Origin of the sequence: Afifella marina DSM 2698, from assembly GCF_900102695.1 — a bacterium.
Lineage (GTDB): Bacteria > Pseudomonadota > Alphaproteobacteria > Rhizobiales > Afifellaceae > Afifella > Afifella marina.
In genome coordinates, this window is record NZ_FMVW01000002.1 from 161,728 (window position 1) to 183,997 (window position 22,270).

25 protein-coding genes are annotated in these 22,270 nt (G+C 63.2%); 15 read left to right on the forward strand and 10 right to left on the reverse strand.

The window, feature by feature from the left end; genetic code table 11:
* Positions 1–155: 155 nt before the first annotated feature.
* The 6 genes from BLP76_RS05500 to BLP76_RS05525 form a co-directional block, all read right to left on the reverse strand.
* A complete protein-coding gene (locus BLP76_RS05500; protein ID WP_244514464.1) occupies positions 156–959 on the reverse strand; it encodes a response regulator in 804 nt (267 codons plus the stop codon).
* Positions 960–1,299: 340 nt separating this feature from the next.
* Positions 1,300–1,725 (reverse strand): response regulator, encoded by a 426-nt coding sequence (locus BLP76_RS05505; protein WP_092810428.1) that lies wholly within the window; start codon positions 1,723–1,725, stop codon positions 1,300–1,302.
* Positions 1,725–3,473, reverse strand: coding sequence for a sensor histidine kinase (locus BLP76_RS05510; RefSeq protein ID WP_092810429.1), 1,749 nt, complete (start codon positions 3,471–3,473; stop codon positions 1,725–1,727). The genes BLP76_RS05505 and BLP76_RS05510 overlap by 1 nt, the downstream gene beginning before the upstream one ends.
* On the reverse strand, positions 3,463–3,825 hold the full coding sequence (locus BLP76_RS05515; protein ID WP_139163698.1) for a putative pterin-binding protein: 363 nt from the start codon (positions 3,823–3,825) through the stop codon (positions 3,463–3,465). Before BLP76_RS05515 ends, BLP76_RS05510 begins: the two co-directional genes overlap by 11 nt.
* 674 nt (positions 3,826–4,499) lie before the next feature.
* The gene (locus BLP76_RS05520; RefSeq protein WP_171904372.1) at positions 4,500–5,033 is read right to left on the reverse strand and encodes a hypothetical protein; all 534 of its coding nucleotides are present in this window, start codon (positions 5,031–5,033) and stop codon (positions 4,500–4,502) included.
* Positions 5,034–5,100: 67 nt separating this feature from the next.
* On the reverse strand, positions 5,101–5,802 hold the full coding sequence (locus BLP76_RS05525; RefSeq protein ID WP_139163699.1) for a GntR family transcriptional regulator: 702 nt from the start codon (positions 5,800–5,802) through the stop codon (positions 5,101–5,103).
* Positions 5,803–5,971: 169 nt separating this feature from the next.
* On the opposite strand from BLP76_RS05525, the gene BLP76_RS05530 reads away from it, so the two are divergent.
* Positions 5,972–6,385, forward strand: a complete 414-nt coding sequence (locus tag BLP76_RS05530) for a DUF3830 family protein (RefSeq protein WP_092810433.1) — start codon at positions 5,972–5,974, stop codon at positions 6,383–6,385.
* A 90-nt stretch (positions 6,386–6,475) separates the two neighbouring features.
* Here the strand turns inward: BLP76_RS05530 and BLP76_RS05535 are convergent, their stop codons facing one another.
* The 3 genes from BLP76_RS05535 to BLP76_RS05545 all read right to left on the reverse strand — a co-directional run bounded on the left by BLP76_RS05535 (position 6,476) and on the right by BLP76_RS05545 (position 9,347).
* Positions 6,476–7,462, reverse strand: a complete 987-nt coding sequence (locus BLP76_RS05535) for an aldo/keto reductase (RefSeq protein ID WP_092810434.1) — start codon at positions 7,460–7,462, stop codon at positions 6,476–6,478.
* 431 nt (positions 7,463–7,893) lie between these two features.
* On the reverse strand, positions 7,894–8,280 hold the full coding sequence (locus BLP76_RS05540; RefSeq protein ID WP_170130496.1) for an aegerolysin family protein: 387 nt from the start codon (positions 8,278–8,280) through the stop codon (positions 7,894–7,896).
* Positions 8,277–9,347, reverse strand: a complete 1,071-nt coding sequence (locus BLP76_RS05545) for a hypothetical protein (protein ID WP_139163700.1) — start codon at positions 9,345–9,347, stop codon at positions 8,277–8,279. Before BLP76_RS05545 ends, BLP76_RS05540 begins: the two co-directional genes overlap by 4 nt.
* Before the next feature lie 378 nt (positions 9,348–9,725).
* Between BLP76_RS05545 and BLP76_RS05555 the strand changes: the two genes are divergently transcribed.
* The 6 genes from BLP76_RS05555 to BLP76_RS05580 all read left to right on the forward strand — a co-directional run bounded on the left by BLP76_RS05555 (position 9,726) and on the right by BLP76_RS05580 (position 13,964).
* Positions 9,726–11,132, forward strand: a complete 1,407-nt coding sequence (locus tag BLP76_RS05555) for an arylsulfotransferase family protein (protein WP_170130495.1) — start codon at positions 9,726–9,728, stop codon at positions 11,130–11,132.
* Positions 11,129–11,425, forward strand: a complete 297-nt coding sequence (locus BLP76_RS18875; protein WP_174549442.1) for a hypothetical protein — start codon at positions 11,129–11,131, stop codon at positions 11,423–11,425. Before BLP76_RS05555 ends, BLP76_RS18875 begins: the two co-directional genes overlap by 4 nt.
* On the forward strand, positions 11,412–12,128 hold the full coding sequence (locus BLP76_RS05565; RefSeq protein WP_092810442.1) for a hypothetical protein: 717 nt from the start codon (positions 11,412–11,414) through the stop codon (positions 12,126–12,128). The genes BLP76_RS18875 and BLP76_RS05565 overlap by 14 nt, the downstream gene beginning before the upstream one ends.
* Before the next feature lie 19 nt (positions 12,129–12,147).
* Positions 12,148–13,299 (forward strand): sulfotransferase, encoded by a 1,152-nt coding sequence (locus BLP76_RS05570; protein ID WP_244514465.1) that lies wholly within the window; start codon positions 12,148–12,150, stop codon positions 13,297–13,299.
* A 105-nt stretch (positions 13,300–13,404) separates the two neighbouring features.
* Positions 13,405–13,683, forward strand: a complete 279-nt coding sequence (locus BLP76_RS05575) for a CopG family ribbon-helix-helix protein (protein WP_092810445.1) — start codon at positions 13,405–13,407, stop codon at positions 13,681–13,683.
* The gene (locus BLP76_RS05580) at positions 13,671–13,964 is read left to right on the forward strand and encodes a type II toxin-antitoxin system RelE/ParE family toxin (RefSeq protein WP_092810447.1); all 294 of its coding nucleotides are present in this window, start codon (positions 13,671–13,673) and stop codon (positions 13,962–13,964) included. Before BLP76_RS05575 ends, BLP76_RS05580 begins: the two co-directional genes overlap by 13 nt.
* A gap of 89 nt (positions 13,965–14,053) precedes the next feature.
* On the opposite strand, the gene BLP76_RS05585 is transcribed toward BLP76_RS05580, so the two are convergent.
* Positions 14,054–14,992 (reverse strand): ring-cleaving dioxygenase, encoded by a 939-nt coding sequence (locus BLP76_RS05585; protein ID WP_092810449.1) that lies wholly within the window; start codon positions 14,990–14,992, stop codon positions 14,054–14,056.
* A 191-nt stretch (positions 14,993–15,183) separates the two neighbouring features.
* Here BLP76_RS05585 and BLP76_RS05590 point away from each other — a divergent pair, with 191 nt between their 5' ends.
* From BLP76_RS05590 to BLP76_RS05625, 8 genes are all read left to right on the forward strand, one after another.
* Positions 15,184–15,621 carry a DoxX family protein gene (locus tag BLP76_RS05590; RefSeq protein WP_092811314.1) on the forward strand — a complete coding sequence of 146 codons (438 nt, stop codon included), beginning with the start codon at positions 15,184–15,186 and terminating at the stop codon, positions 15,619–15,621.
* 76 nt (positions 15,622–15,697) lie between these two features.
* Entirely contained in the window at positions 15,698–16,711 is a 1,014-nt protein-coding gene (locus BLP76_RS05595; protein ID WP_092810451.1) for a LysR family transcriptional regulator, read from the forward strand.
* 133 nt (positions 16,712–16,844) lie between these two features.
* Complete coding sequence (locus BLP76_RS05600) at positions 16,845–18,089, forward strand: extracellular catalytic domain type 1 short-chain-length polyhydroxyalkanoate depolymerase (protein WP_170130494.1); 1,245 nt, start codon at positions 16,845–16,847, stop codon at positions 18,087–18,089.
* Positions 18,090–18,174: 85 nt separating this feature from the next.
* Positions 18,175–19,272, forward strand: a complete 1,098-nt coding sequence (locus BLP76_RS05605; protein WP_092810455.1) for a DUF2235 domain-containing protein — start codon at positions 18,175–18,177, stop codon at positions 19,270–19,272.
* Between the two features lie 80 nt (positions 19,273–19,352).
* Positions 19,353–20,228 carry a DUF1028 domain-containing protein gene (locus BLP76_RS05610; protein ID WP_092810457.1) on the forward strand — a complete coding sequence of 292 codons (876 nt, stop codon included), beginning with the start codon at positions 19,353–19,355 and terminating at the stop codon, positions 20,226–20,228.
* A gap of 52 nt (positions 20,229–20,280) precedes the next feature.
* The gene (locus BLP76_RS05615; protein ID WP_244514467.1) at positions 20,281–20,685 is read left to right on the forward strand and encodes an antitoxin Xre-like helix-turn-helix domain-containing protein; all 405 of its coding nucleotides are present in this window, start codon (positions 20,281–20,283) and stop codon (positions 20,683–20,685) included.
* On the forward strand, positions 20,682–21,389 hold the full coding sequence (locus tag BLP76_RS05620; RefSeq protein ID WP_092810461.1) for an RES family NAD+ phosphorylase: 708 nt from the start codon (positions 20,682–20,684) through the stop codon (positions 21,387–21,389). The genes BLP76_RS05615 and BLP76_RS05620 overlap by 4 nt, the downstream gene beginning before the upstream one ends.
* A 236-nt stretch (positions 21,390–21,625) precedes the next feature.
* Entirely contained in the window at positions 21,626–22,246 is a 621-nt protein-coding gene (locus tag BLP76_RS05625; RefSeq protein WP_200170572.1) for a hypothetical protein, read from the forward strand.
* The last annotated feature ends 24 nt before the right edge of the window (positions 22,247–22,270 follow it).

A 22,270-nucleotide genomic window follows, 5' to 3' on the forward strand; every position in this document is an offset into this window, starting at 1 on the left:
CCCCGAGAAGATAGAGACACCGGGAGAGCAACGGAGAGATCCGGGCAGGAAACCCGGGCAGAATGCGGGCATAACCCGGGCAGGAGCCCGGAAAGCGTTCTGAGAGCGACCCCCGAAAGAGAGCCCCCGAGAGATATCGGGAGGGCTGGGGCGGTTCAGTCGACCTTGAGGCCCAGGCGAGCTGCCTGACGCTCGACAAACGCATGCATGCGCTCAAGACCGGTTTCGGTCAGGCGGACGAGGGTGCGACGACGGTCGGTCTCGTCGGGAAAGCGCATGATGAGATCCGCTTCCTGCAATTCATCGATGCGGCGCAAAGCCGTCGTCGTGGCGACGCCGGAGGCGAGACACAGGCTGGTGACGGAGACGAAGCGGCCCGTGGCTTCCGCGACGGCGAGATCAAGCATCATATCCCAGGCGGGATCGGAAAAGAGCTTCGCCTTGAAAATCGCGTCGCGATCGGTGCGTGCTGCGACCAGGGCGCGAAGATAATCGGATTCCGTCGCGGACTTGGAGGGTTCGGGCCTCGCGCGGCCGGTGAGGTCGAGGGCTCGGCGGATGGCGATCGCCACCTCTTCCGCAGACACCGGCTTTTGCAGAAAATCGACAGCGTTGAGACGCAGCGCCGCGACGGCGCGATCGAGCGAGGCGTTGCCCGTCATGACCACGGCCGTAAGAGGCCGGCTGTTCCGCCTTGCCGTCAGCTTCTGCAAAAGCTCGATTCCATCGATCTGCGGCATCTGCAAATCGGTGACGATGACGCGCAAACCTGGGTTGCGCTGTACGATCGCCAGGGCTTCGACGGCGGTGTTCGCTTTCAGCGGCGGCAGGTTAAGCGCGGTCAGCCCTTCGGCCAGCTCATCGAGGATATCGACATCGTCGTCGACGAGGAGAATCTGCGGCTGGGAATTGGTTCTGGCACCAGGTTCCTTGGTATCCATATCGTGCTGATACCTCACGATGCCTCCTCCCGTGTTCCGGCGGAGATTGAGAGGCACTTCCTAAGACGGGGTTTAGTCAATTGATCCGAAACGCGCGAAGCTTGCTAAGCTTTTATTTATGATAGACCCATCGCGCCGTTCGGCCGAGATCGGTCCGCCATAGCCCGAGCGCCCCACGGGGGGACTTAATCTGTTGATCCGCATCGTGTAAACAGCCTGAAGGTCCGCATCATTCTTGCCCGAAGGCATTCTGCCTCCAGAGATCGGAGACAGAGGCTGCAGCAACAAAAGAGCGTTCTGCGTCCTTTTGTTGCATTGGGCCAAGTCTCTCAGCTTTGGGCGATAGGGGCAAGGGGCTTCAACGCGAAGCTGCATTCCGGCGGACCGTTGAGAGCGGCCAGCGGATGATTTTGCAATCCACGAAGCGCGCCTCCAGATCCGCAAGCATTTCGAACGGGTCGACGGGCTTGAAGAAGAGGACGTCGGGGCCGAAGGGCTCGCCGAGTGCGACGTCTGTCGCTTCGCCGGTGATGAGGGCGAGAACCTGCGGACGCAGCGGTTTCGGAAGCTGCCTGACGCGTCCAATGAGGTCGAGGCCGCTCCTGTCGCCAAGGCGCAGATCGGTCAACAGGCAGTCGGGCGCAAGTCCCTGCACAAGCAGGGCGTGTGCCTGCGAGACGCTTGCGCACAAGGTCGGCCGCCAGTGCTCGGCCTCGAGAAATTCGGCGATTTCGGCCGCAAGCTCGCGCTCGTCCTCACAGATCAAAATTGAGCGAGGTGCCATCAGGCGGCTTCTTCAAGAGAAAGGGCGGCCGAGGCGATGGGCAGGCGGATGGTGAAGCATGCCCCGGCTCTGATGTTGCGAGCGGCGATGTCGCCGTTCATGTCGCGCACGATGTTGCGCGCCATGGAAAGACCGAGGCCGGTGCCTTTGCCGACGGGTTTCGTCGTCACGAAGGGATCGAAGAGATGGGTGATGATGTCCTCGGCGATGCCGCCGGCATTGTCTTCGAGCTCCAGCACGACGGAGCCAGCCTGCACCCGGCCGCGGACCTGGAGAACCGGCGTTTGATCGACGTCGCGATCGTGGAGCGCGTCGAGGGCATCGCGCGCATTCACCAGAATGTTGACGATGACCTGCTCGAACATGGTCTGTTCGCCGGCGACGGCGAGATCTGTGGGGAAATCGAGGTCGATATCGAGGCGGATGCCGGCGGCGCGATATTGCTCGGCGACGAAGCCGATGGCGAGTTGAACGGCGTCCTGAAGGGCGAAGGGCTCGCATTGCTGGGAGGTGAGGCGCCCATAGCGGCGGACCTGGTCGGTGATGCGCTTCACCCGTTCCACCTGGTCGCTGATGCGCGTGAGTTTGGCGGCGAGCGCCTCGCCGGTCTCGCCATTCTCCAAGAGGCGGCGGGCATTGGCGATGGCGAGCCGGATGACGGCGAGAGGCTGGTTGGTTTCATGGGCGATGGCGGTCGCCATTTCGCCGAGGGTCGCAAGTTTTGCCGCCTGCATGACCTTGAGCTCGGCGTCGCGCAATTTGGTGACGTCTGCGAGCGCCAGCATGCGCAGGCGCCGGCCGCGCCAGCGCGCGGGCGAAATGGTGCCGCGCAGGGAGCTGATCTCGCCGTCGCGGCGACCGAAGCTCAAAATCGTGGTGCGGGCGTCGCCCTGACCCGTCGCTTTCGACACGTCGATGGCGGAACGGATGAGGCGGGTCCAATCCGGGTGGGCGAGCGGGGCGCCGACGAGCTCGAGCGCTTCGTCATTGGCGAATTTCACTTCGTTGGTGTCCGGATCGAAGATCAGGGCCACGAAGGGCATCGCCTGCATGGTCTTCTCGAAGCTGGTTTCGACCTCGATCTGAGCGCGCCGTGCTTCGAGGACGTCGTGAAGACGCCGGCGATCGCGCCGTGCCTGAACGACCAGGAGCAAAACGAGGCCGCTGCCGCTGATGAACATCAAGGTGAGGGGAAGCGCTGCCGATTCTTTCGAGAGCACGGCTTCGCGGCGGTTGATCTCGGCGTTGTCGACCACGGCCGCTTCCAGGATGGTTTGCAGATGGCGCCCGAGGGGGACGAGTTCGCTGCGCCATTGGGTGATGAGGCGCCCGCTTTTCGGCGGTGGCGGGAGCGGGTCTTCGAGGCGTTGAAGATAGGTGTCGATGCGCGCCCGGTAATCTTTGAGAGCCGGCGCGAACGCATCGATGCCCGCAATCAGGCGGCCTTCCTCGGACGCATAGAGGAGCGGCAGACGCGAAGCGAGAAGCTCCAGACGCAGTTTGAGCTGATCGATGATGCGGGGGGAGGGGTCGTCCCGGGCGATGTCCAGAGTGGCGGTGGTTTTGACGTATTCGAGCTGCGCCTGATAGGCGACCCAGCCCGAGCTGCGGATGGAGGTTGTGAGGAGCTGGCGTTGCTCGGACTGCCGCAGATACAGCATGCCCGTTGCGATGAAGAGGCCGAGCGTCGTGACGACGAGGGCGCCAAGAAGCAGCTTGGGTGCGATTTTTGCCTTCTTACTCAACACGGAAGTCGATGCTCCGGATCTGCCAGATCATGCGGCTGTGATAGAGATGGCTTGTGAGAGCGGGATACGCATCGACGGGATAGACGATGCGGAAGGGGCCTTTGTCGCGGATGCGCATTTCCTCGCCGTCCTGGCGCACGGCCATAATGATGCCGTAGAGCGCCCAGTCCGATTGCGGGATTTTCGCGGAATAATCGTTGAGCGCGACAAGGGCGGCTTCGACGACGGGCAGACCCGCAAGGTTGGCGAGCGTGGCGAGCAGCGGGCCGCTGAAGGTCTGGGCTCCGTCCGCCCAGGGCGTGTGGGTGACGATCACCTGCTGCTGGAGCGCCTCAATATCTTCGACGCTCATCAGCTCTTCCGCGAGAACGGCGCCGCTTTCGCCAAGCCAACGCAGCGTCAGTTCCTGTGCGGCGACGGGGCTGCAGGCAACAGTCGCAAGTAAGGCAGCTAAGAAAAGTGAAAGGCGAGACATTGGGAGGCCTATGATTTGTATTTTGGGCTCATTGTCGTGCAATAATCAAAATTAGGTTTATCCGGGAAGTTGATTTGTCGTGATAGGGTTTGTCGAAGGATCCCGAATTTCTTCGTCGTATTAAAAACGACATCGTCTCTAAATTGGCAGCTGTGTCGTGGTTATCGTGAATGATCGGTGAGCTGTGGGCCTATGTGTCCTGTGTGCCAGCGTTATGTTGCAGTTTTCGTAAGCTGACGTAGCAGAACAGAAACACTTGATTTTGCAGTTAAGGAGCTTGGCTCGAAGAGATTAAAAACTGACAGGTTTGCAAAGTCGGCCGGGGCGCGGGAGGCAATGCGCCGGCCTGGCAAGGGGCGGAAAACCGCCTGTCGGAGCGTTGTCCAAAAATCCAATCGGCTCTGAGAGACCCGTGGGGAGCCCTTGCGAGCCGGAGCTGCGGCGTGGCGTCGCGGCGGTGGAACCGAGGCGGCGGAAAGGACCGGCGCGCAGCCGCACGGGGCAGGATTGCGCAGATCGCGCAGGGGCTTACCGGCTCAACTCTACCCGGCTCATCTCATCTCGGGGCGGCCGGCACGGAAGGAATCCTCCACGCCTTCGACGACAGAATCGAAAATGCCGCGCTTTGAAGCCGGATATTGCAGGCTGAAGCCCTGCACCGTGTCGCCGCGTATGAGGAACTTTTCGTAGAAGATCGCCGAACCGCGATGGCCGGAGACGACGAGCCAGTTCTGCCCCTGCGGCGAGTAGGTGACGTTTTCGTAGCCGTCGGTTCCGTCCATGAGGGCGCGCAGATCGGCGGCGTCGTCGATGCCTTCGACCACACGGGCGGAGAGTTCGAGCCGCGCCTCACCGCCGACGAAGGCGGTGCCGTAGGCGAGGGACGTTTCTTCCGGGAAGAGCTTTTCGGGGTAGGCGAGCCGGGCGCCCGAGCGGGGATCGACATAGACCGTCCAGCCCTTGGGGGCGGCCGCTGCGGCCGTGGGCACAAGGACGGAGGTTGCTGCAAGAGCCGTCGCGGCGGTGAAGCCGGCAATTGCGGTCGCGCTCAAAGCGGCGCGCAGGGTGGCGGCGAAAGCCCTCATCATGGCGTCCTTTCCACTGTGCGAGTGGAGACGAACGGCAGGGCGGGGGCATCGTTCCGAAAGCGCCTCACTCGCCGGAGAGCGAGGCGATCATGTCTTCCATGCCGGCGGTGTTGTGCATGCGCAGGATGGCGGCGCAGGCGGCGAAATCGTGCCGCCGGAGCGCATCGACGAGGAGCCGGTGCTCTTCGATGACGGAGGCGAGACGGTTCGGCCGGTAGCCGAGGCGCCGTCGCAGCGCATAGATGAGCTCCCAGCCGAGTTCGAAGAGGCGGGTGGCTTCCGCATTGCCGGCCAATTCGAAGAGCCTGGTGTGCAAAGCGCGGTTCGCCATGATGATCTCTTCGAGATCGGCCCTCTCCACCGCCGCGGCGTGAGCCGCCTGGAGCGCTGAGAGTTCGTCGAGCATGGCGAGGGTGATGCGCGGCATGAGCCGTTGCACCGCGAGCGTTTCGAGCGCGGTGCGGACCTCGTAGACGTCCTTCAGGAATTTCTCGTCGATCGGGCGGATGACGGCGCCGCGATTGGGCAGGATGGCGACGAGCCCTTCGCCTTCCAATTTGCGCAAGGCCTCGCGCACCGGCATGGCGCTGAAGCCGAAGCGCCGCGCCGCATCGGCGACCTTCAGGCGCTCGCCGGGCCGGTATTCGGCGGTGACAATGGCACGCCGGATGAGCGCCGTCGCCTGTTCCACAGAGGTCGGCCCAACCTCCTCCTCCTGCGCATCCATCCTGATCACAACCCGAGCCTTGCGGCTCTTCTCCCCCAATCTGTTCTCTTTGGCACAGAAGAAGCATTTGCTCCATTGGTCAAACGGCGCGCACGAGGCGTTTCGGGCAGGGGCGAGGCGGGCCTTCGGAGAGGGCGCGGGGGCGGGTGCTTGTGGCTCTCGCAAAAGTGGGGGAAAAGCGGCCGGTTGCGAGGAATGGGAGGACACGATGTCGAAGCTCGTGGTGCATGCCGGGCCATACCGGTTCGATGCGAGGCTTGAAGAAGAGGCGGCGCCTCAGACCTGTGCGGCATTCCGCAAGGTGATGCCGTTCGAAAGCAAGATCGTGCATGTGCGCTGGAGCGGCGAAGGTGTGTGGATCCCGCTCGGCGACATGCAGTTCGGCGTCGGCTACGAGAACCATACGAGCTATCCGGCGCCGGGGCAGATCGTGCTTTATCCGGGCGGGATCAGCGAGACGGAGATCCTGCTCGCCTATGGCGGCGTGCATTTCGCCTGCAAGATGGGCCAGCTCGCCGGCAACCATTTCATCACGCTGACATCGGGGCTTGCGGATCTTGCGAAGCTCGGCCCGATGACCTTGTGGGAAGGCGCGCAGCCGATCCGCTTCGAATTCGCCTGAGCCGCTGGGGCTCGGGCTTCAGCTCAAAATTCCGCGGAGGCCGGATCGAGAGGCGTTGCCTTGCGATCCGGCCTTTTGCGTTTGCGGGCCTCAGCGACCGGTGGCGGCCAGCAGATGCGCGGGATAGCGCTCGCCTTCGACGTCGATCTCGGCGAGAGCGGCGCCGATGCGGCTGAGATCGTTCTCGCTGAGCTCGATCTCCGTTGAGGCGAGATTTTCCTCAAGCCGGTGGAGCTTGGTGGTGCCGGGGATCGGCACGATCCAGGGCTTTTGGGCAAGGAGCCAGGCGAGCGCGATCTGCGCGGGCGTCGCCTCCTTCTCCGCGGCGACCCGTTTCAGAAGATCGATCAGCGCCTGGTTCTTCTCCATCGCTTCCGGCGTGAAGCGGGGCAGGAGGGCGCGGAAATCGCTCTCGCTGATCTTCGTGTCCTTGCTCATGGCGCCGGTCAGGAAACCCTTGCCGAGCGGTGAAAAAGGAACGAAACCGATGCGAAGCTCCTCGCAGGCCTTCAGGATGCCGTTGGTTTCGACGCCCCGCGTCCACAGCGAATACTCGTTCTGCACGGCGGCCACCGGCTGCACCGCATGCGCCCGGCGCAGGGTTTCCGCGCCCGGTTCCGACATGCCGAAATGCTTCACCTTGCCTTCGGCGATCAGGTCCTGGACGGCGCCGGCCACCTCCTCGATCGGCACGTCCGGGTCGACGCGGTGCTGATAAAAGAGGTCGATCTCGTCGATGCCGAGCCGCTTCAAGGAAGCCTCGGCGACCTCCTTGATGTGTTTCGGCCGGCTGTTCATCCCCGCCTGCTTGCCGTCCACGATGTTGAAGCCGAACTTGGTGGCGATGACGACCTTGTCGCGCATGGGCCTGAGCGCTTCGCCGACGATCTTCTCGTTGGTGAAGGGGCCATAGACCTCGGCCGTGTCGAAGAAGGTGACGCCCCGCTCCACGGCAGCGCGGATGAGCGCCACCGCGTCGTTCTCTTCCGGGAAATCGGTGAAGCCGAAATTGAGGCCCATGCAGCCGAAGCCGAGGGCTGAGACTTCAAGATTGTCGGCAAGCTTGCGTGTTTTCAAAGCGTCTCTCCATTGAAGAATTTTCGAACGGGGCAGGGTTTTCGAACAGGCATGTCCGGGACGTCGTTTTTGAGGGGCGCAGCACTCAGTATCTTGTCGGTGGGTGCGGCCGGCGGGCCTGTGAGGTGTGACAGGATGCATCCTCCCCCGGCGAAGCATCGAAGTCATGCCCGGAAATTAGGTGGGGTGCGGCCGGGCGACCAGACGTCGATCGCCGCCAGGTCGCGCGAACACTTCCCTCAGCCATAGAATAAGCGCAGCAAGCGAGATGGTTGCGGGCGGTCTTTTCGGGGCGGTCTCGGAAGCCGGGGAACTGGTCGGCCTTGGAGAAGCACGCCTCCAGCAGGTCGCGCCACGGTGCGCCGGTGCCGACGCTCCGAAGGCCGCCTTGATGATGTGTCTCCGCTTGGGGCTCCAGGAGCCCATATGGCCTAGGAGGCGGCTTTCAACGAGAACGTCACGGTGGCGTTGTCGCCGGACCCCCCGGAATGATCCACGCTGTAATCCGAAGACAGCGGGCCATCCAGCTTGATGTCGTAGCCGTTGGAGCCGACGAAGGGATTGTCCCAATAGACATAAAGGGTCGTTTGCCCATCCTGCAAAAGATAGGTCACAGACCCCTCGGTTCCCGTCATGAAGCCATCGGATTCACTCTCCCAGCTCACCGTCAGGGGCTGGGCTGCGCTGCCCGCGCCGATCTGTTCCGGCGGCAACATGTCTTCGGTCCAAATGCCGTGTGCCAGATTCCAGGATTGCCTTGTCAGAAAGGCATTCGTGCCATTCTGGAACTGGACGAGCGTGCTTCGAGCGGCCGTCATTTGCGCCTGCCTTTCCGGTTCGCGGCAGGCCTTCCGATCGACTCCTGCCCGATGATGTTGTGAGGCCATTGCGGCAGCACCATCGATTGAATGACCGCCGGGGGCGTTGCGGCCTGGGCGGTGATCGCCCAGCCGTCATTGTACGCCGCCCGCGCATAGTATCCCCAAGATGTCGGGAACCCGAGAAGTACGGGTCGAACGTCGTAGGCTGCGTTGTCGTAGAAGAAATATGTCCGGGCGGCAAATCTCCAATCGAGGTAATCGCACTTCTTTAAGGAGTCGGCGAGAAGAAAGCCTGGATCGTCGTCGAATTCGACCGTATATTCGACGTCGTCTTCCGTGACATCGACTTGCGTATCGAGGTACGGGTAGATGGTTCCGTCAAAGTAATAATTTCCATTCGTCGTCAGAATTTGTGTTGCGCGGCCTTTATAGAAAAAATAGTAATTTACATTAACAAGATTTATCGCGTAAATTCTGCCGCTGTTCGCAAAGCTATGAAATTTCGTGAACAGCGTGATGCCGGAATCGTCGTGATCTCCGGCGAATTTCACCCAAAGCTCTCCGTCTTCGTCTTGGATTGTCGCGTGGGCGCCAAAATATTCGAAAGTCGTCGGGTATGCATAGCCGGCCTTTCCCACCTGAAAATCCGAAGAGGCGAAGAACGGTCCTGGGGGATCTCCCGTATATGTTCCTCTCAATTGGACCGTGATTGGAATGAGGACGTTCAAGGGGAGCGCCATCTCCGGAATCATATTGAGGGGATAGGCGTTCATATTGGCCGGGTTCGTCGTCCCGGCGTCGACCGCATAGGCGATGCTGTCAAAAAGATAGGTGTTGCCAAGGACGGTCCAGGCGGGGTCCTGCATCTCTCCGGGCGGAATGGGCACGCCATTGATCGTTCCGATGAATTGGCTGACTTCGCCCGCCTCAAGTGTCTCGTTGGCCTGGACAAGCGCTTCCCCTTCGGCTTGCGCTCGTGCATTGCGCCGCAAGATGGCATCATCAGAAGGTAGTCCTTTTTCTGATGATTTGTTTTTATGTACTGAAATGCCAAATGAATTCATAGAACAAACCTCTCGCCGCAAGAGATATCCTATTGATTTCATGGTACGACAAGATATTATTCTGTCAACGGTGTTGCGATGTCATCTCTTTCTGCCTCTGAGCTGTGTGTTTCACATGGCCAGCGCCCGGCCCGTCGACTTGCTCACCGAGAGCCGGCGGTGGGGCTTCATCTGGGAGGTGGCCGAAAGCTGTCGGGGAGTGGCCAGGGAGGGGCAAGACGTCTTCCGATGATGCGGGGCCTGCTGCATGTGCGCGCGTTGCCGCAGCGCCGAGAAGGCCCGCAAAAAGGGCGGTGTTAGCCGTTTTGTGACCATATTGTTGCCCGAGGAGGCCGTTCTTCTTCCGCGATGTTCGCGGATTTACGGAGCGGGACAGGAATGGGCAGTTTGCCCCCCGAAAGGGGGATGGGGGAAGGCGACGACGGATCGTCCGCAGACCGGATTTTCAAGGCGGGATTTTTCATTTCGCTCGTGTTCATCGCCTTCGTTGCGGGGGCGATCATGACAACGGCGGGGGTGACGCCCGGCCCGCAGATCAGCGATGCCTATCTCGGCGGCAAGGCGCTCTATGATCGCGCCACGACGACGCAGAATCTCTACCTGACGGATCTCTGGTATCCCGAGCGCCGGTCCGACAAGGGCGTGACGGTGAACGATGCGGCACGCACCGAGCAGGGGCTGACGCTCTACACCTCGGGCGACGATGCGGTGGCGCGGCTGATCGCCATGGACGGGACGGTCGTGCACGAATGGCGCCGGCCCTACAGCTCCGTCTGGCACGAGGGCGCCGCCGTGAAGCGGCCGCAGCCCGACGCCTTCGTCTATTTCCGCAAGGCGATCGCCTATCCGAACGGCGATCTTCTCGTCGTCTATGAGGGGGCGGGCGACACGCCCTACGGCTATGGCGTCGCCAAGCTCGACAAGGATTCCAACGTCCTCTGGAGCTATCTCGGCAACGCCCATCACGACATCGATGTCGGGCCGGACGGACGGATCTACGTCATCACCCATGAATTCGTGGACAAGAAGCTCGACGGTTTCGACAATTTCAAGCAGCCGCGGCTCGACGATTTTCTGGTTATCCTGTCGCCGGATGGCAAGGAAGAGAAGAAGATCCCGCTCATCCAGGCAATGGCGCGGTCGGAATTCCGGCAGATGCTCTACACGGTGTCGGCCTTCGCCGTGTCGGACCCGCTGCACACCAACAATGTCGATTACATCACGGCGGAAGAGGCGGCGAATTTCCCCTATGCCAAAGAGGGGCAGCTTCTCGTTTCCTTCCGTGAACTCGGCGCCGTGGCGGTCCTCGATCCCGATGAGGAGACCATCACCTGGGCGAAGCGCTCCGACTGGCTCGGCCAGCACGATCCGGACATTCTGCCGAACGGCGATCTCATCCTTTTCGACAATTTCGGCAATTACGAGCGCGCCAATGCCCGCTCGCGCGTCATCGAGGTCAATCCGCGCACGTCGGAAATTGTCTGGGAATATGGCGGCACGCCCGAAGCGCCGCTCGACAGCATGATCCGCTCGGCGCAGCAGCGGCTCAAGAACGGCAATACGCTCATCACCGAATCCTCCGGCGGGCGGCTTCTGGAGGTGACGCGCGAGGGCGACATCGTCTGGGAGTACATCAATCCCGTGCGGGCCGAGACGCTCGCCGGCGAGACCGTGCCGCGCCTTTCCATCCTGTGCTGGGGCCAGCGACTGCCCCCCGATTATTTCGACGCCTCTTTCACCAGCTCGTTGCAGGCGACGAGCCAGACCGGGAAGAAAACGATATGAGACGGTTTGTGTTTTTTGCTGTGACCGCAGCACTCCTGCCTTCTGCCGCTTTCGCCTATGTGGGCCCGGGCGCGGGGCTCAGCCTTCTCGGCGCCTTGTGGGCGCTTGTCGCCGCGATCGGCCTTGCGATCAGCTTCGTCGTCGCCTGGCCGGTGCGTAAAATGATGCGCAATCGCCGCAAGGCGGGCGCCGCGCGACAGGAGAATGCCACCGGTGCCGCGCCGCTTTCTTCCCAGGCCGCGACCGCAGAGCCGGCCGGCGTCAGCGAACGGACGGCGAATGGGGCTTCTTGATCTGCCGGCGCCGCTGTTCGGCTGGATCGACGGACAGCTGTCGCACATTCTGCCCTCCTTCCTGGTGGTCTTGATCTGGGCGTCGGTCGCCTCGATCGCCTCCATGGAGCTCTATCGGCTGTTGTCGCCGCAGGCGCGGATTGCGGAATTGCGGGTTGCGCTGAAAGGCGCGCAGGAACGGCTTGGCGAATTCGACGGGCCGTTCGAGGAAGCGGGCGGGCTCATCCGCAACATGCTGGGGCTTGCCCTGAAGCGGGTGTTTCTGGTGCTGCCATCGACGCTGATCGCCTCGCTGCCGCTTCTCACCCTCATTTTGTGGCTCGATTCCTCCTATGCGCGCACGATGCCGCCGGAGGGCCAGAGCGTCACCGTGCGGGCCTCGGGCAATTACGGCGGCGAATGGGTGGAGGACCGGCCGGCGCCGCGGGCGATCGTCAAGGATGCGAACGGGACGACGATCGCCGACGTGCCGGTGAAGGCGCCGGTGCCGGTCGTGCACAAGAAGCAATGGTGGAACTACATCATCGGCAATCCGATCGGCTACCTCGCCGACGAGGCGCCGGTCGACGAGATCGAGATCGATTTGCCGAAGCGGGAGATCGTCACGGCCGGCCCGTCCTGGGCGCGCGGCTGGGAGATCATCTTCTTTCCGGCGCTGATCCTGATGTCGTTCGCCGCAAAATCCATCCGCAGGATCGAATAGATGGCGCAGGATCGAATAGATGGCAAAGTCTGAGACGGGCGGCCCGAAGGTCAGCGGCTGGATGGACTTTCTGAGCGGCCTCGTGGAGCGGCATCCGAGGGCGTGGATCCGGCTCGGCGATTTCGAGACGCGGATGGCGCGCGAGCGCATCGCGGAGACGCAGGTGGAGCGGCCGATCTATGTGACGGGACTGGCGCGCTCCGGCAGCACCATGCTTCTCGAACTTCTTGCGACCCATCCCGACGTCGCGACGCATCGCTACCGCGATTTTCCGGCCGTGATGACGCCGTTCGCCTGGAACTGGTTCACCGACCATGCGGCGAGCGGCGAGGCGCCGGCGGAGGAGCGGGCGCACAAGGACCGCATTCTGGTGACGCCGGAAAGCCCGGAAGCCTTCGAAGAGGTGATCTGGATGGCGTTCTTTGCGGGTCTGCACGATCCGGCAGCTTCCGCCGTGCTCGACCGGGCGACCGCACACCCGGAGTTCGAGGCGTTCTACCGCGAGCATATCGCCAAGCTTCTCGTGCTGCGCGGCGGTCGGCGCTATCTCGCCAAGGGCAATTACAACGTCACGCGGCTTTCCTATCTGCAAAAACTCTTTCCCGATGCGCGCTTCCTGGTGCCGGTGCGCGATCCTGTCTGGCATATCGCCTCTTTGATGAAGCAGCACCGGCTGTTCGTGGAAGCCGGGCAGGCCGATCCGCGCATCACGCGGCATCTGAGCCGCACCGGGCATTTCGAATTCGGCCTGGAGCGGCGGGCGATCGGGCTCGGCGATAGCCAGGCGCCGGAGATCATGCGGCTGTGGGCCGAGGGCCAGGACGTCGAAGGTTGGGCGCGTTACTGGGCGGCGCTTTATGGGCATGTCGCCGATAAGCTCGACGCCGATCCGACGCTTGCCGCAGCAACGCGCATCGTGCCGTATGAGCGGCTTTGTGCCGATCCGGCGCGCGAGATGGCCGCGATCGCCGGCCATTGCGGGGTTCAAGGCGGCAATCTGCCGGCGCTTGCGGCCGAGCGGATCAGCGAGCCGTCCTATTATCGGCCCGATTTTACGCCCGACGAGTTGAGGACGATTGCGGCGATCACCGAGGAAACCGCGATGCGCCTTGCCCGGCATGCCGCGGATGTGCCCGCCAAGGCGGAGGCGCGCGCCGTCGCAATGGCCTGAGGGAGCCGGGGCGCGCCGGGGTGAACCGGCGCGCGGACAGTGGACAATCCGAAGGCAGATACCATACGGTAGCAAAAGGTATTACCTTTTGGTGCGGAGACGCGCATGGCATCTGCAACCTCGATCAAGCTCGATGACGAGATGAAGGTGCGTGTCCGGCATCTTGCCGAGGCGCGGCAACGCACGTCGCATTGGATCATGCGGGAAGCCATCGCGCAGTATGTGGAGCGCGAGGAGAAGCGTGAGGCGCTTCGGCGCGACACGCTGCAGGCGTGGGAAGAGTTCCGCGAGACGGGCCTGCACGCGAGCGCTGAAGAGGTCGACCGCTGGCTGGAGAGCTGGGGAACTGACGACGAAACGCCTGCTCCCGGATGTCACAAGTAAGATTTGCCCCGGCGGCGGTCCGAGACCTGCAACGGCTTCGCGAATTTCTGCGGCCGAAGAACCCTGATGCCGTGCGCCGAGCTGGTGAAGCGATCCGGCAGGGCGTGAGGGTTCTTGGGACGCATCCGCGCCTCGGCCGGATGGTCGATGATCTGCCCGAAGAGTTCCGGGAATGGCTCATCGACTTTGGCGAGAGCGGCTACGTCGTGCGCTACCACATCGATGAAAATGCGGTAACCATTCTTGCGATCCGGCACCAGCGTGAAGCCGGATACTCCTGAAGGTCCGTTTAGGGCGCCGTGCGTTGCACGGGCCTGTGAGGCAAGAGGTCGGGTGAACCAGCGCGCCGGGGAGGGCGCGCCGGGATTTTTCAAGCGAGTTCAGGCAGGACGGCTTCGATCTCCGCCCGCCGGGCCTCGTATTCGGCCGGCAGTTTCAGCCTCTGGCCGAGATCCGTCTTTGTCTCATCGATGGCAAAGCCCGGATCGTCGGTTGCGATCTCGAAGAGGACGCCGCCCGGCTCGCGGAAATAGACCGAGCGGAAATATTTGCGGTCCTTCTGCTCGGTCGTGGCGATGCGATGCACCTCGCGCAGACGCCGCGCCATCTCCGCCTGGCCGTCCTCATCGGCACGGAAGGCGATGTGGTGGACAGAGCCCGCGCCCATGCGGCCGCGCAGGAACTCGCCGGCGGCATGCAGGTCGACGATCGTGCCCGGCATGGCCGGCGCGCTGCCCCTGGCCTGGAAGCGCACAAGCGAACCGTCGGTGCCGGCCGCCTCGAAACCCAATACGTCGGTCAGGACCTCCGCCGTCGGCTCCGCATCCTTGAGGAGGAGCTTGACGCTGTGGATGCCGCGGATTGCATGTTCCTGCGGGATCTCGTCCTCCGACCAGCCGGGCGCGGCTTCGGCGCCCGCAACCCCGACGAGCGCGAGATGCGTGCCGTCGGGATCGGTGAAGGAGATCGCCGTCTCGCCGAAGAGTTTTGTGGGCGCCTCATGGGCGACGCCCTTTTCGACGAGCCGGTGCGTCCAGAAGCTGAGCGAAGCTTCCGGCACGAGAAAGCGCGTTTCCTGCGCTTCGCCAATGCCGGCGCGGCCGGGGGCGGCATGCTCCAGCGGGAAGAAGGTGAGGATGGTGCCCGGATGGCCGGCCTCGTCGCCGTAATAGAAATGGTAGCCGCCGGGATCGTCGAAATTCACCGTCTTCTTGACGAGGCGCATGCCGAGGATGCGGGTGAAAAAATCGAGATTGCGTCGCGCCGAAGCCGCGATCGCGGTCACGTGGTGGATGCCGTTGTGGCGCATGGGGGAAGCTCCAATCAGGCGCGCCCTTCAAGAACGCGCGCTTTCGTTCTCTCCACAGATAGGCCGGCCAAGGGCGATTGCGACGGGGAAGACATTGCATTGATGCAATGATATATGTGCGAAGAAGCCGTTTGAATTGCGTGTGGGGAATGTTCAGTTTCGGAGAAGAACAACCGAAATTGGAGCGACAGATGATCGACACCCGCCTTGCCCCCTATGGCGCCTTCCTCCTGCGCATCGCGCTCGGCGTGATGCTTCTTGCCCATGCCTATATGAAGATCGTGACCTTCACCGTGCCGGGCTTTGAAGGCTTTCTCGCCCAGCTCGGGCTCCCGACCGTCCTCGCATGGCCGATCATTCTGGGCGAGCTCTTCGGCGGGCTGGCGCTGGTTGCCGGCGTTTATAGCCGGCTTGTCTCCATCCTGGTGCTGCCGATCCTGTTGGGCGCCATCTGGGTGCATGCGCCGAACGGCTGGAGCTTTTCGGCGACGAATGGCGGCTGGGAATATCCGGCGTTTCTTTCGCTGGCGGCCTTCGTTCAGGCGCTGATCGGCGACGGGGCCTTTGCGCTGCGCCGCACGGTTTTGCCGGCTTCCTCCCCGGCCGGCCGGGTTGCCAAGGCGGCATGAAGGCTCGCGATCCATTTCGACATGACCGGCCGCGCTCTCTTCGGGAGCGCGGCCGCAATTCTGTTTGAGGGAAAGATTGGTCGAGCCGTTCAAGAATCTCGCCTGGGATGATTTCCGCCTGATCAAGGCAATTGCCGAAGCCGGCCGGCTTCCCACCGCCGCCGAGCTTCTCGGCATCAACCATTCGACGGTGTTTCGAAGGCTCGGGCAGATCGAGGCAACGCTCGGGGTGAGCCTCTTCGAACGCCATCGCACCGGCTATGTGCCGACGGCGGTGGGCGAGGAGATGGTGGAGCTCGCAAGCGACATCGACGAGCGCATCACCGGATTCGGCCGCAAGGTCGCCGGTGCCGAGGTGGTGCCGGAAGGCGAGGTGCGCGTGACGACGAGCGACACGCTTCTGACGCATCTCTTCACGCCGCTGTTTGCACGCTTTCGCGAGAAGGAACCGCGCGTGCGCCTCGACATCGTCGTCTCCAACCAGGCGCTCAATCTCTCCAAGCGGGATGCCGACGTGGCGATCCGGGCAACCGACAATCCGCCGGAGAATCTCGTCGGGCGGCGCGTGGCCCGCATCAATTGGGGGCTTTACGGGCGGGCGGCCGATTTTCCCGATCCGGGGAAGGTCGAGGTCTCCGATCTGTTCGAGCGGCCCTGGGTGGCGCTCGGCGAGCGGATGGCGGGGCTCAAGGCGGTGCGCTTCGTCCACGAGCATGTGCCGGCGGAGAAGATCGTCTACCGCATCAGCAGCGTTCTCGGCCTTGCCGAGGCGATCGCGGCGGGGATCGGCATCGGACATCTGCCCTGCTTCATCGGCAATGCCGAGCCCGGTCTGACGCGGATCGCCTCCGCCGAGCCCGCTTTCGCCACCGATCTCTGGCTTTTGACGCATCCCGATCTCCGCCATGCCGCGCGCATCCGCGCGCTTCTCGACTTTCTGGCAGCGGAAATCGCGCGTGATCGCGATTTCATCGAGGGGCGGAAAGGCCGGGAAGTCGAGGACGGGCAGACCGGCAGGCAGACCGGCGGGCACACCGGCGGCCAGATCAGCGGGCCGGGTCGGCAGGCTGGCACCAGCGCCGGCGGATAAAATTCTCTCCGATCTTTAATCTGGAAACAGTTTCACCTGTGGTTGCACAGCGCTATTGTGCAGCGCAGCAACCATATCGATGCGTAGCCGTTTTCCTTTGCCGTTCCAGGGAAGCGGCTGCAGAGGAACCACGTTGAGAAACCTGTCCGACACGATTGCCCGGCTTTCCGCTTTGAAGGGATTTCATGTCCCGCGCGGGCCGGTGGTCGACCGCCTTTTTGACATTGCGCGCTTCGGGTCAAACCCGGGAGCGCTGCGCGCCCGCGCCTATGTTCCGGACGATCTGCCGGAGGAAGCGGCGCTCGTCGTGGTCTTGCACGGATGTACGCAAAGTGCGGCCGGCTATGACCACGGGGCGGGCTGGTCGCGGCTCGCCGACGAGGCGAAATTCGCGCTTTTGTTTCCCGAGCAGCAGCGCGGCAACAACCCCAATCTCTGCTTCAACTGGTTTCAGGACGGCGATATTCGCCGTGGTGCCGGCGAGGCGCTGTCGATCCGCCAGATGGTGGAGCATATGGTGGTGACCTATCGGCTCGACCGGCGGCGCGTCTTCGTCACCGGCCTGTCGGCGGGCGGTGCGATGGCGGGCGTGATGCTTGCGACCTATCCGGAGGTCTTTGCCGGCGGCGCGCTGATTGCCGGCATTCCTTATGGCAGCGCCACCTCGATGCCGGCCGCCTTCGACCGGATGCGCGGCCACGGCCTGCCCGGCGAAGAGGAGCTGCAGGCGGCCGTGCGCGGTGCCTCCGACCATGACGGGCCCTGGCCGATCATTTCACTGTGGCACGGGACGGGCGACCGAACCGTCGATCCGATCAATGTGGAAGCGACATTGGCGCAATGGCGGGCGCTGCATCACGTGGCGGCCGAACCCGACCGGACGGACGAGGTCGACGGCTATCCGCACCGCGTCTGGCACGACCGCAGCGGACGCGCGGTGATCGAGGAATTCTCCATCACCGGCATGGGCCACGGAACGCCGATCGAGGCGGACGGGCCGAACGGCTACGGCACGCCGGCGCCCTTCATGCTCGACGTGGATATCTCTTCCACGCTGCATATCGCGCGCTTCTTCGGGCTCGTCTCGGATGCCGCGGGCGCCCGCACACGCAAGGCGATCATGCGCATGGCGGACACGCCATTGCGGGCGGCGGCGCAGCCGCTTCGAAACGGCGCCGAGGTTGTCGCGAAGGAGCGGGTGGCGAAGGAGCAGACGGGCAAGGAGCGGCCGGGCAAGGAGCAGAGCGCCGAGAAGAAGACGGCGGAGAGCAAGACAGCTCGGGAGAGCGGCAGCCGGTCTAAAAACTCCGGGCCTTCCGTCTCCGGTGTCGGCAAGGTGATCGAGGATGCGCTGCGCAAAGCCGGCTTGATGCGCTGAGTTTCGGATCCGGTGCGCCGGTCTTTCTCCGCCTGATATTTTCAATCTTGTGATAAATTGCCTCCGGCAGACGCCGGAGGGGGCAATGCCCAAGAATATCGTCATTCTCTTCGACGGAACGTCGAACGAAATCTCCGAAGACCGTACCAATATCCTGCGCCTTTACGGCACGCTGGAGAAAACCGACGAGCAGCTCGTCTGGTACGATCCGGGCGTCGGGACTTTGGCGTCCGACAATTCCTGGGTAAGGTGGTGGCCGCGGGTCGTCGAATTCTGGGGCATGGCGACGGGCTGGGGCCTCGATGGGAACGTCAAGGAAGCCTACCGGTTTCTTGCCGAAAACTGGGAGATGGGCGACCGAATCTATCTCTTCGGCTTCAGCCGCGGGGCCTATTCGGCCACGGTGCTCGCCGGCTTCATCCATGCGATCGGCATTCTCGAGACCCGCAATTTCAACCTCCTCGATTATGCCTACCGCGCCTATCGCGGCGTCGGGGCCGAGCGCGAGACGAAGCTCGACGAGATCCGGCTCTACAACCGGGTTTTGCAGACCGAGCATCCGCCGATCCGGCTTCTCGGGCTGTTCGATACGGTCGCTTCCCTGATCGAGCATGGCGGCTATGGCATCCGGCTGCGCTCGCATGCCTTCACCAATGCCAATCCGAGTGTGGAAAGCGTGCGCCATGCCGTGGCGATCGACGAGATCCGCGTGATGTTTCGTGCGCAGCTCTGGCCGGAAACAGAGAGCCAGGATGTGCGCGAGGTGTGGTTTGCCGGCGTGCATGGCGATGTCGGCGGCGGCTATCCAGAGGCGGAGAGCGGCCTTGCCAAGGTGCCGCTCGCCTGGATGATCGGCGAGACGGCGGATATGGGGCTCGTCTATTCCGAAGAATTGGTGCGGCGCCTCGTTTGCGGCGAGGGGGCTGCGAAATACGAAGAGCCCGATCCGCTCGGCAAACGGCACAAATCGATGAACTGGTTCTGGGCGATCTTCGAATTTCTGCCAAGGCTGTGCGCGCCGGGCTCTCACGGGCGGCGCTTTCTCGGTCTTGCCCCGCCCGCCTTCTTCTCGGGGCGGAAGATTTCCGAGGGCGCGCGCATCCATCGCTCGGTGATGATCCGGCGCGACCGGCTCGGCGAGACGCATAAGAACCTGCCGGAGGAGTTTGTCGTCGAGGGTTGAGAGCGATTTTTGGCTGTTGCGGCCGCCTGTGAAGCGAGGCCCGGTCTTTTGAGCTTCCCCGTCATCGGCTATCAAGCGACATGACCTATTCCATTCTGGCCCGGGAGCCCGAGACGGGGGCGCTCGGCATCGCCGTGCAGTCGAAATTTCCGGGCGTCGCCAATCTCATCTGCCATGGAAGGGCGGGTGTCGGGGTGATCGCGACGCAGGCTTTTTCCAATCCCGATCACGGGACAAAGGGGCTCGACCTTCTGGCGCTCGGCGTGCCGCCGGAGACGGTGCTCGATTTGCTTCTCGCCGAAGATCAGGCCCGGGGCGAACGCCAGATCGCCATTCTCGCAGCCGACGGGCGCGCGGCGCAGCACACCGGCGCGGCGGTGGAAAGCTGGGACGGGGCCGCCTCCGTCGCCTTTGGCGAGGATGCGCTCGCGCATGGCAATTCGCTCACCTCAGAAGACGTGCCGGCGGCGATGGTGGCGCGCTTTGAAAGTGCCACAGGCGATTTCCAGGAGCGGCTGATTGCGGCACTCGTTGCCGGTGAGGAGGCGGGCGGGGAACTCCGCGGCGTGCAATCGGCGGGGCTGCAGGTGTTTCTGGCCGGCGCCGGCTATGGCGGGCGGCAGGGCAAGGCCGTCGATATCTCCATTTACGATCATACCGATCCCATTTCGGAGCTATCGCGCTGCTACAGGCTCCACCGTCTTTCCTATTTCGGATCGGATCCCGACAATCTCGTTCAAATTGATAGCAAAATCGCTCCGTATTTAATTCGATTGCTGATGCGTGAGGGCTATCTCGATCCGGATAGCTCCAAATCGGCGGACATCTGGGGGCCGGACAAGATCGCCGCGATGGCGCGCTTCATGGGCGTCGAAAACTACGACAACCGCATCCGCGACGACGATCTCATCGATACCGAAGTGTTGAGCGATATCCGGGCGCGAAAGGGCAGCTGAGGCGCTTTCGGTCATATGACCTTGTAAAGCGGATCATATGGATTAGTTTCCCATGCGGGAGACCATGATGGAAGACGCGCTCAAAGAGCATTCGGCAGAAGATATGCGGGCGGTCGCCTTGAAGGCGGTGGGGCGCATCGCCGATTCATGGTCGCTGACCGGGCGCGAGGCGGCGTTGCTTGCCGACATGTCGGAATCGACCTGGAAGCGGGCACGCAGGCCGGGCTTTGCCGGTGATCTCACGCGCGATCAGATGCTCAGGCTGAGCGCCATCGTCGGCCTCTACAAATCGCTCGAACTCTATTTCAATCCGCCGATCGCGCGCCAATGGGTCCGGCTTGCCAATAGGGGGCCGGAATTCGACGGGCGCCGCCCGATCGACGCGATGATCGAAGGCGGCCTGCCGAAAATTCTGCGCGTACGCAATTACGTCGATGCGCTGCGGGGCGGGGCGTGAAGATCACCGCACTCGAAGCGCGCGGGCTCGTTCGTCTCATTTCGCAAACGCATCACAAGCCGCCGGTGCTGCGCGGCCTCGTCGACAGCGACGAGGAGGCGGAGATCCTGGCGGAACTCGAAGGCGAGACGAGCGCCCGGCTGATTGCCGAACGCGAGGGAAGCCCGGCGCTCGACCGGCGCGAACTGGTCTTCGCCCGCCGCGCGCACGATCTCAAAGTCTATGGCGAGAGCCATATCAACGCCGCCTTCACCTATACGCGCCCGACGGGCAACCGCTTCAATTCCGGCGAGCGCGGCGCCTGGTACGCGGCCGACGATGTGGTGACGGCGACGGCGGAGGTCGGCTTCCACAGGACGCGTGAGCTCGCCTTCATCGGCATCTTCGACGACGAAGCGCATTATGTGGAGCTTCTCGCCGATTTCATCGGCGATTTTCCCGAGATCGAGACGGGCAGAGCCGTGCCGGAGAGGGAGGCGGCGGCGCTCGATCCCGATCCCGCGATCGGCTATACGGCGGGGCAGGCGCTCGCCGCCGAACTCCGCCGCGACGGGCATCGCGGCCTTCTCTATCCGTCGGTGCGGCGACCGGGCGGGCGCTGCTTCGTCGCCTTCGATCCGGGCATCATCCAGAATGTGCGGCCGGGCGCCTCCTGGCGGCTCGTCTGGCGCGGCAGCCCGGAGTTTTCCGTCGAAGGGCGATAGGTTGTGTCTTCGCGGGACGGCCGCGGTTCTTGTTCCGGCAAAGATCTGATCTGCCCTGACCCGACTGCGTGATTGCGGAGCGGTGTGATCTGCCGCCCGACAAGAGATGTCGCCAGAATCTCTCCAAGAAGAACACGAACAAGCGGCCGCAACTCTCAGAGGAAGTCTCCAGCCTCACGACAGCCTGAGATTTTATCGGTTCCAAGACCGTATTTTCTGCTTGGAACGAGACGCCCATGCTCCGACTTGCCATCGCCGCCCTTGTGGCGGTTCCAGCCTTCGCTGCGAACGCCGACCCTCTGCCGACCGATCCCGTGGCGCCCGATCCCACAAGGCTCATCGACGCCCAGGTGATGGACGATATCCGGACGTGGATGAATTCGGAGGTCGTCCGGCTCTCCGTCAGGACCCAGAACCAGCGTTATGGCGCATTGGAGCAGGTAAAGATCGATCAGCTCGACGAGCAATGGAAAACGGAGCGCGAGGCGGTCGACAAGCCGCTGATCGCGGCGACGCTTTCAAACCCGCTGTCGGTCTATCTGACGCGTATGCAGGGGCAGTCGGCCGGTCTTTTCGTCGAGATCTTCGTGATGGACGACAAGGGGCTGAATGTCGGCCAGTCGTCGATCACTGGCGATTTCTGGCAGGGCGACGAGGCGAAATTCCAGGAGACGTTTCCGAAGGGTGCAGGCGCGATCTTCATCGACGCGCCGGAATTCGACGACACGCTGCACATCTGGCGGGCGCAGGTGAACATGACGCTCGCCGAAGAAGCCGACAGGACGCCGATCGGGGCCGTCACCGTCGAAGTCAATCTGACCGAGCTGGCGCGCCGCAAGCTCGCCATGGCCAAGTGATCGGAGACCTGACCGTGCTCAACA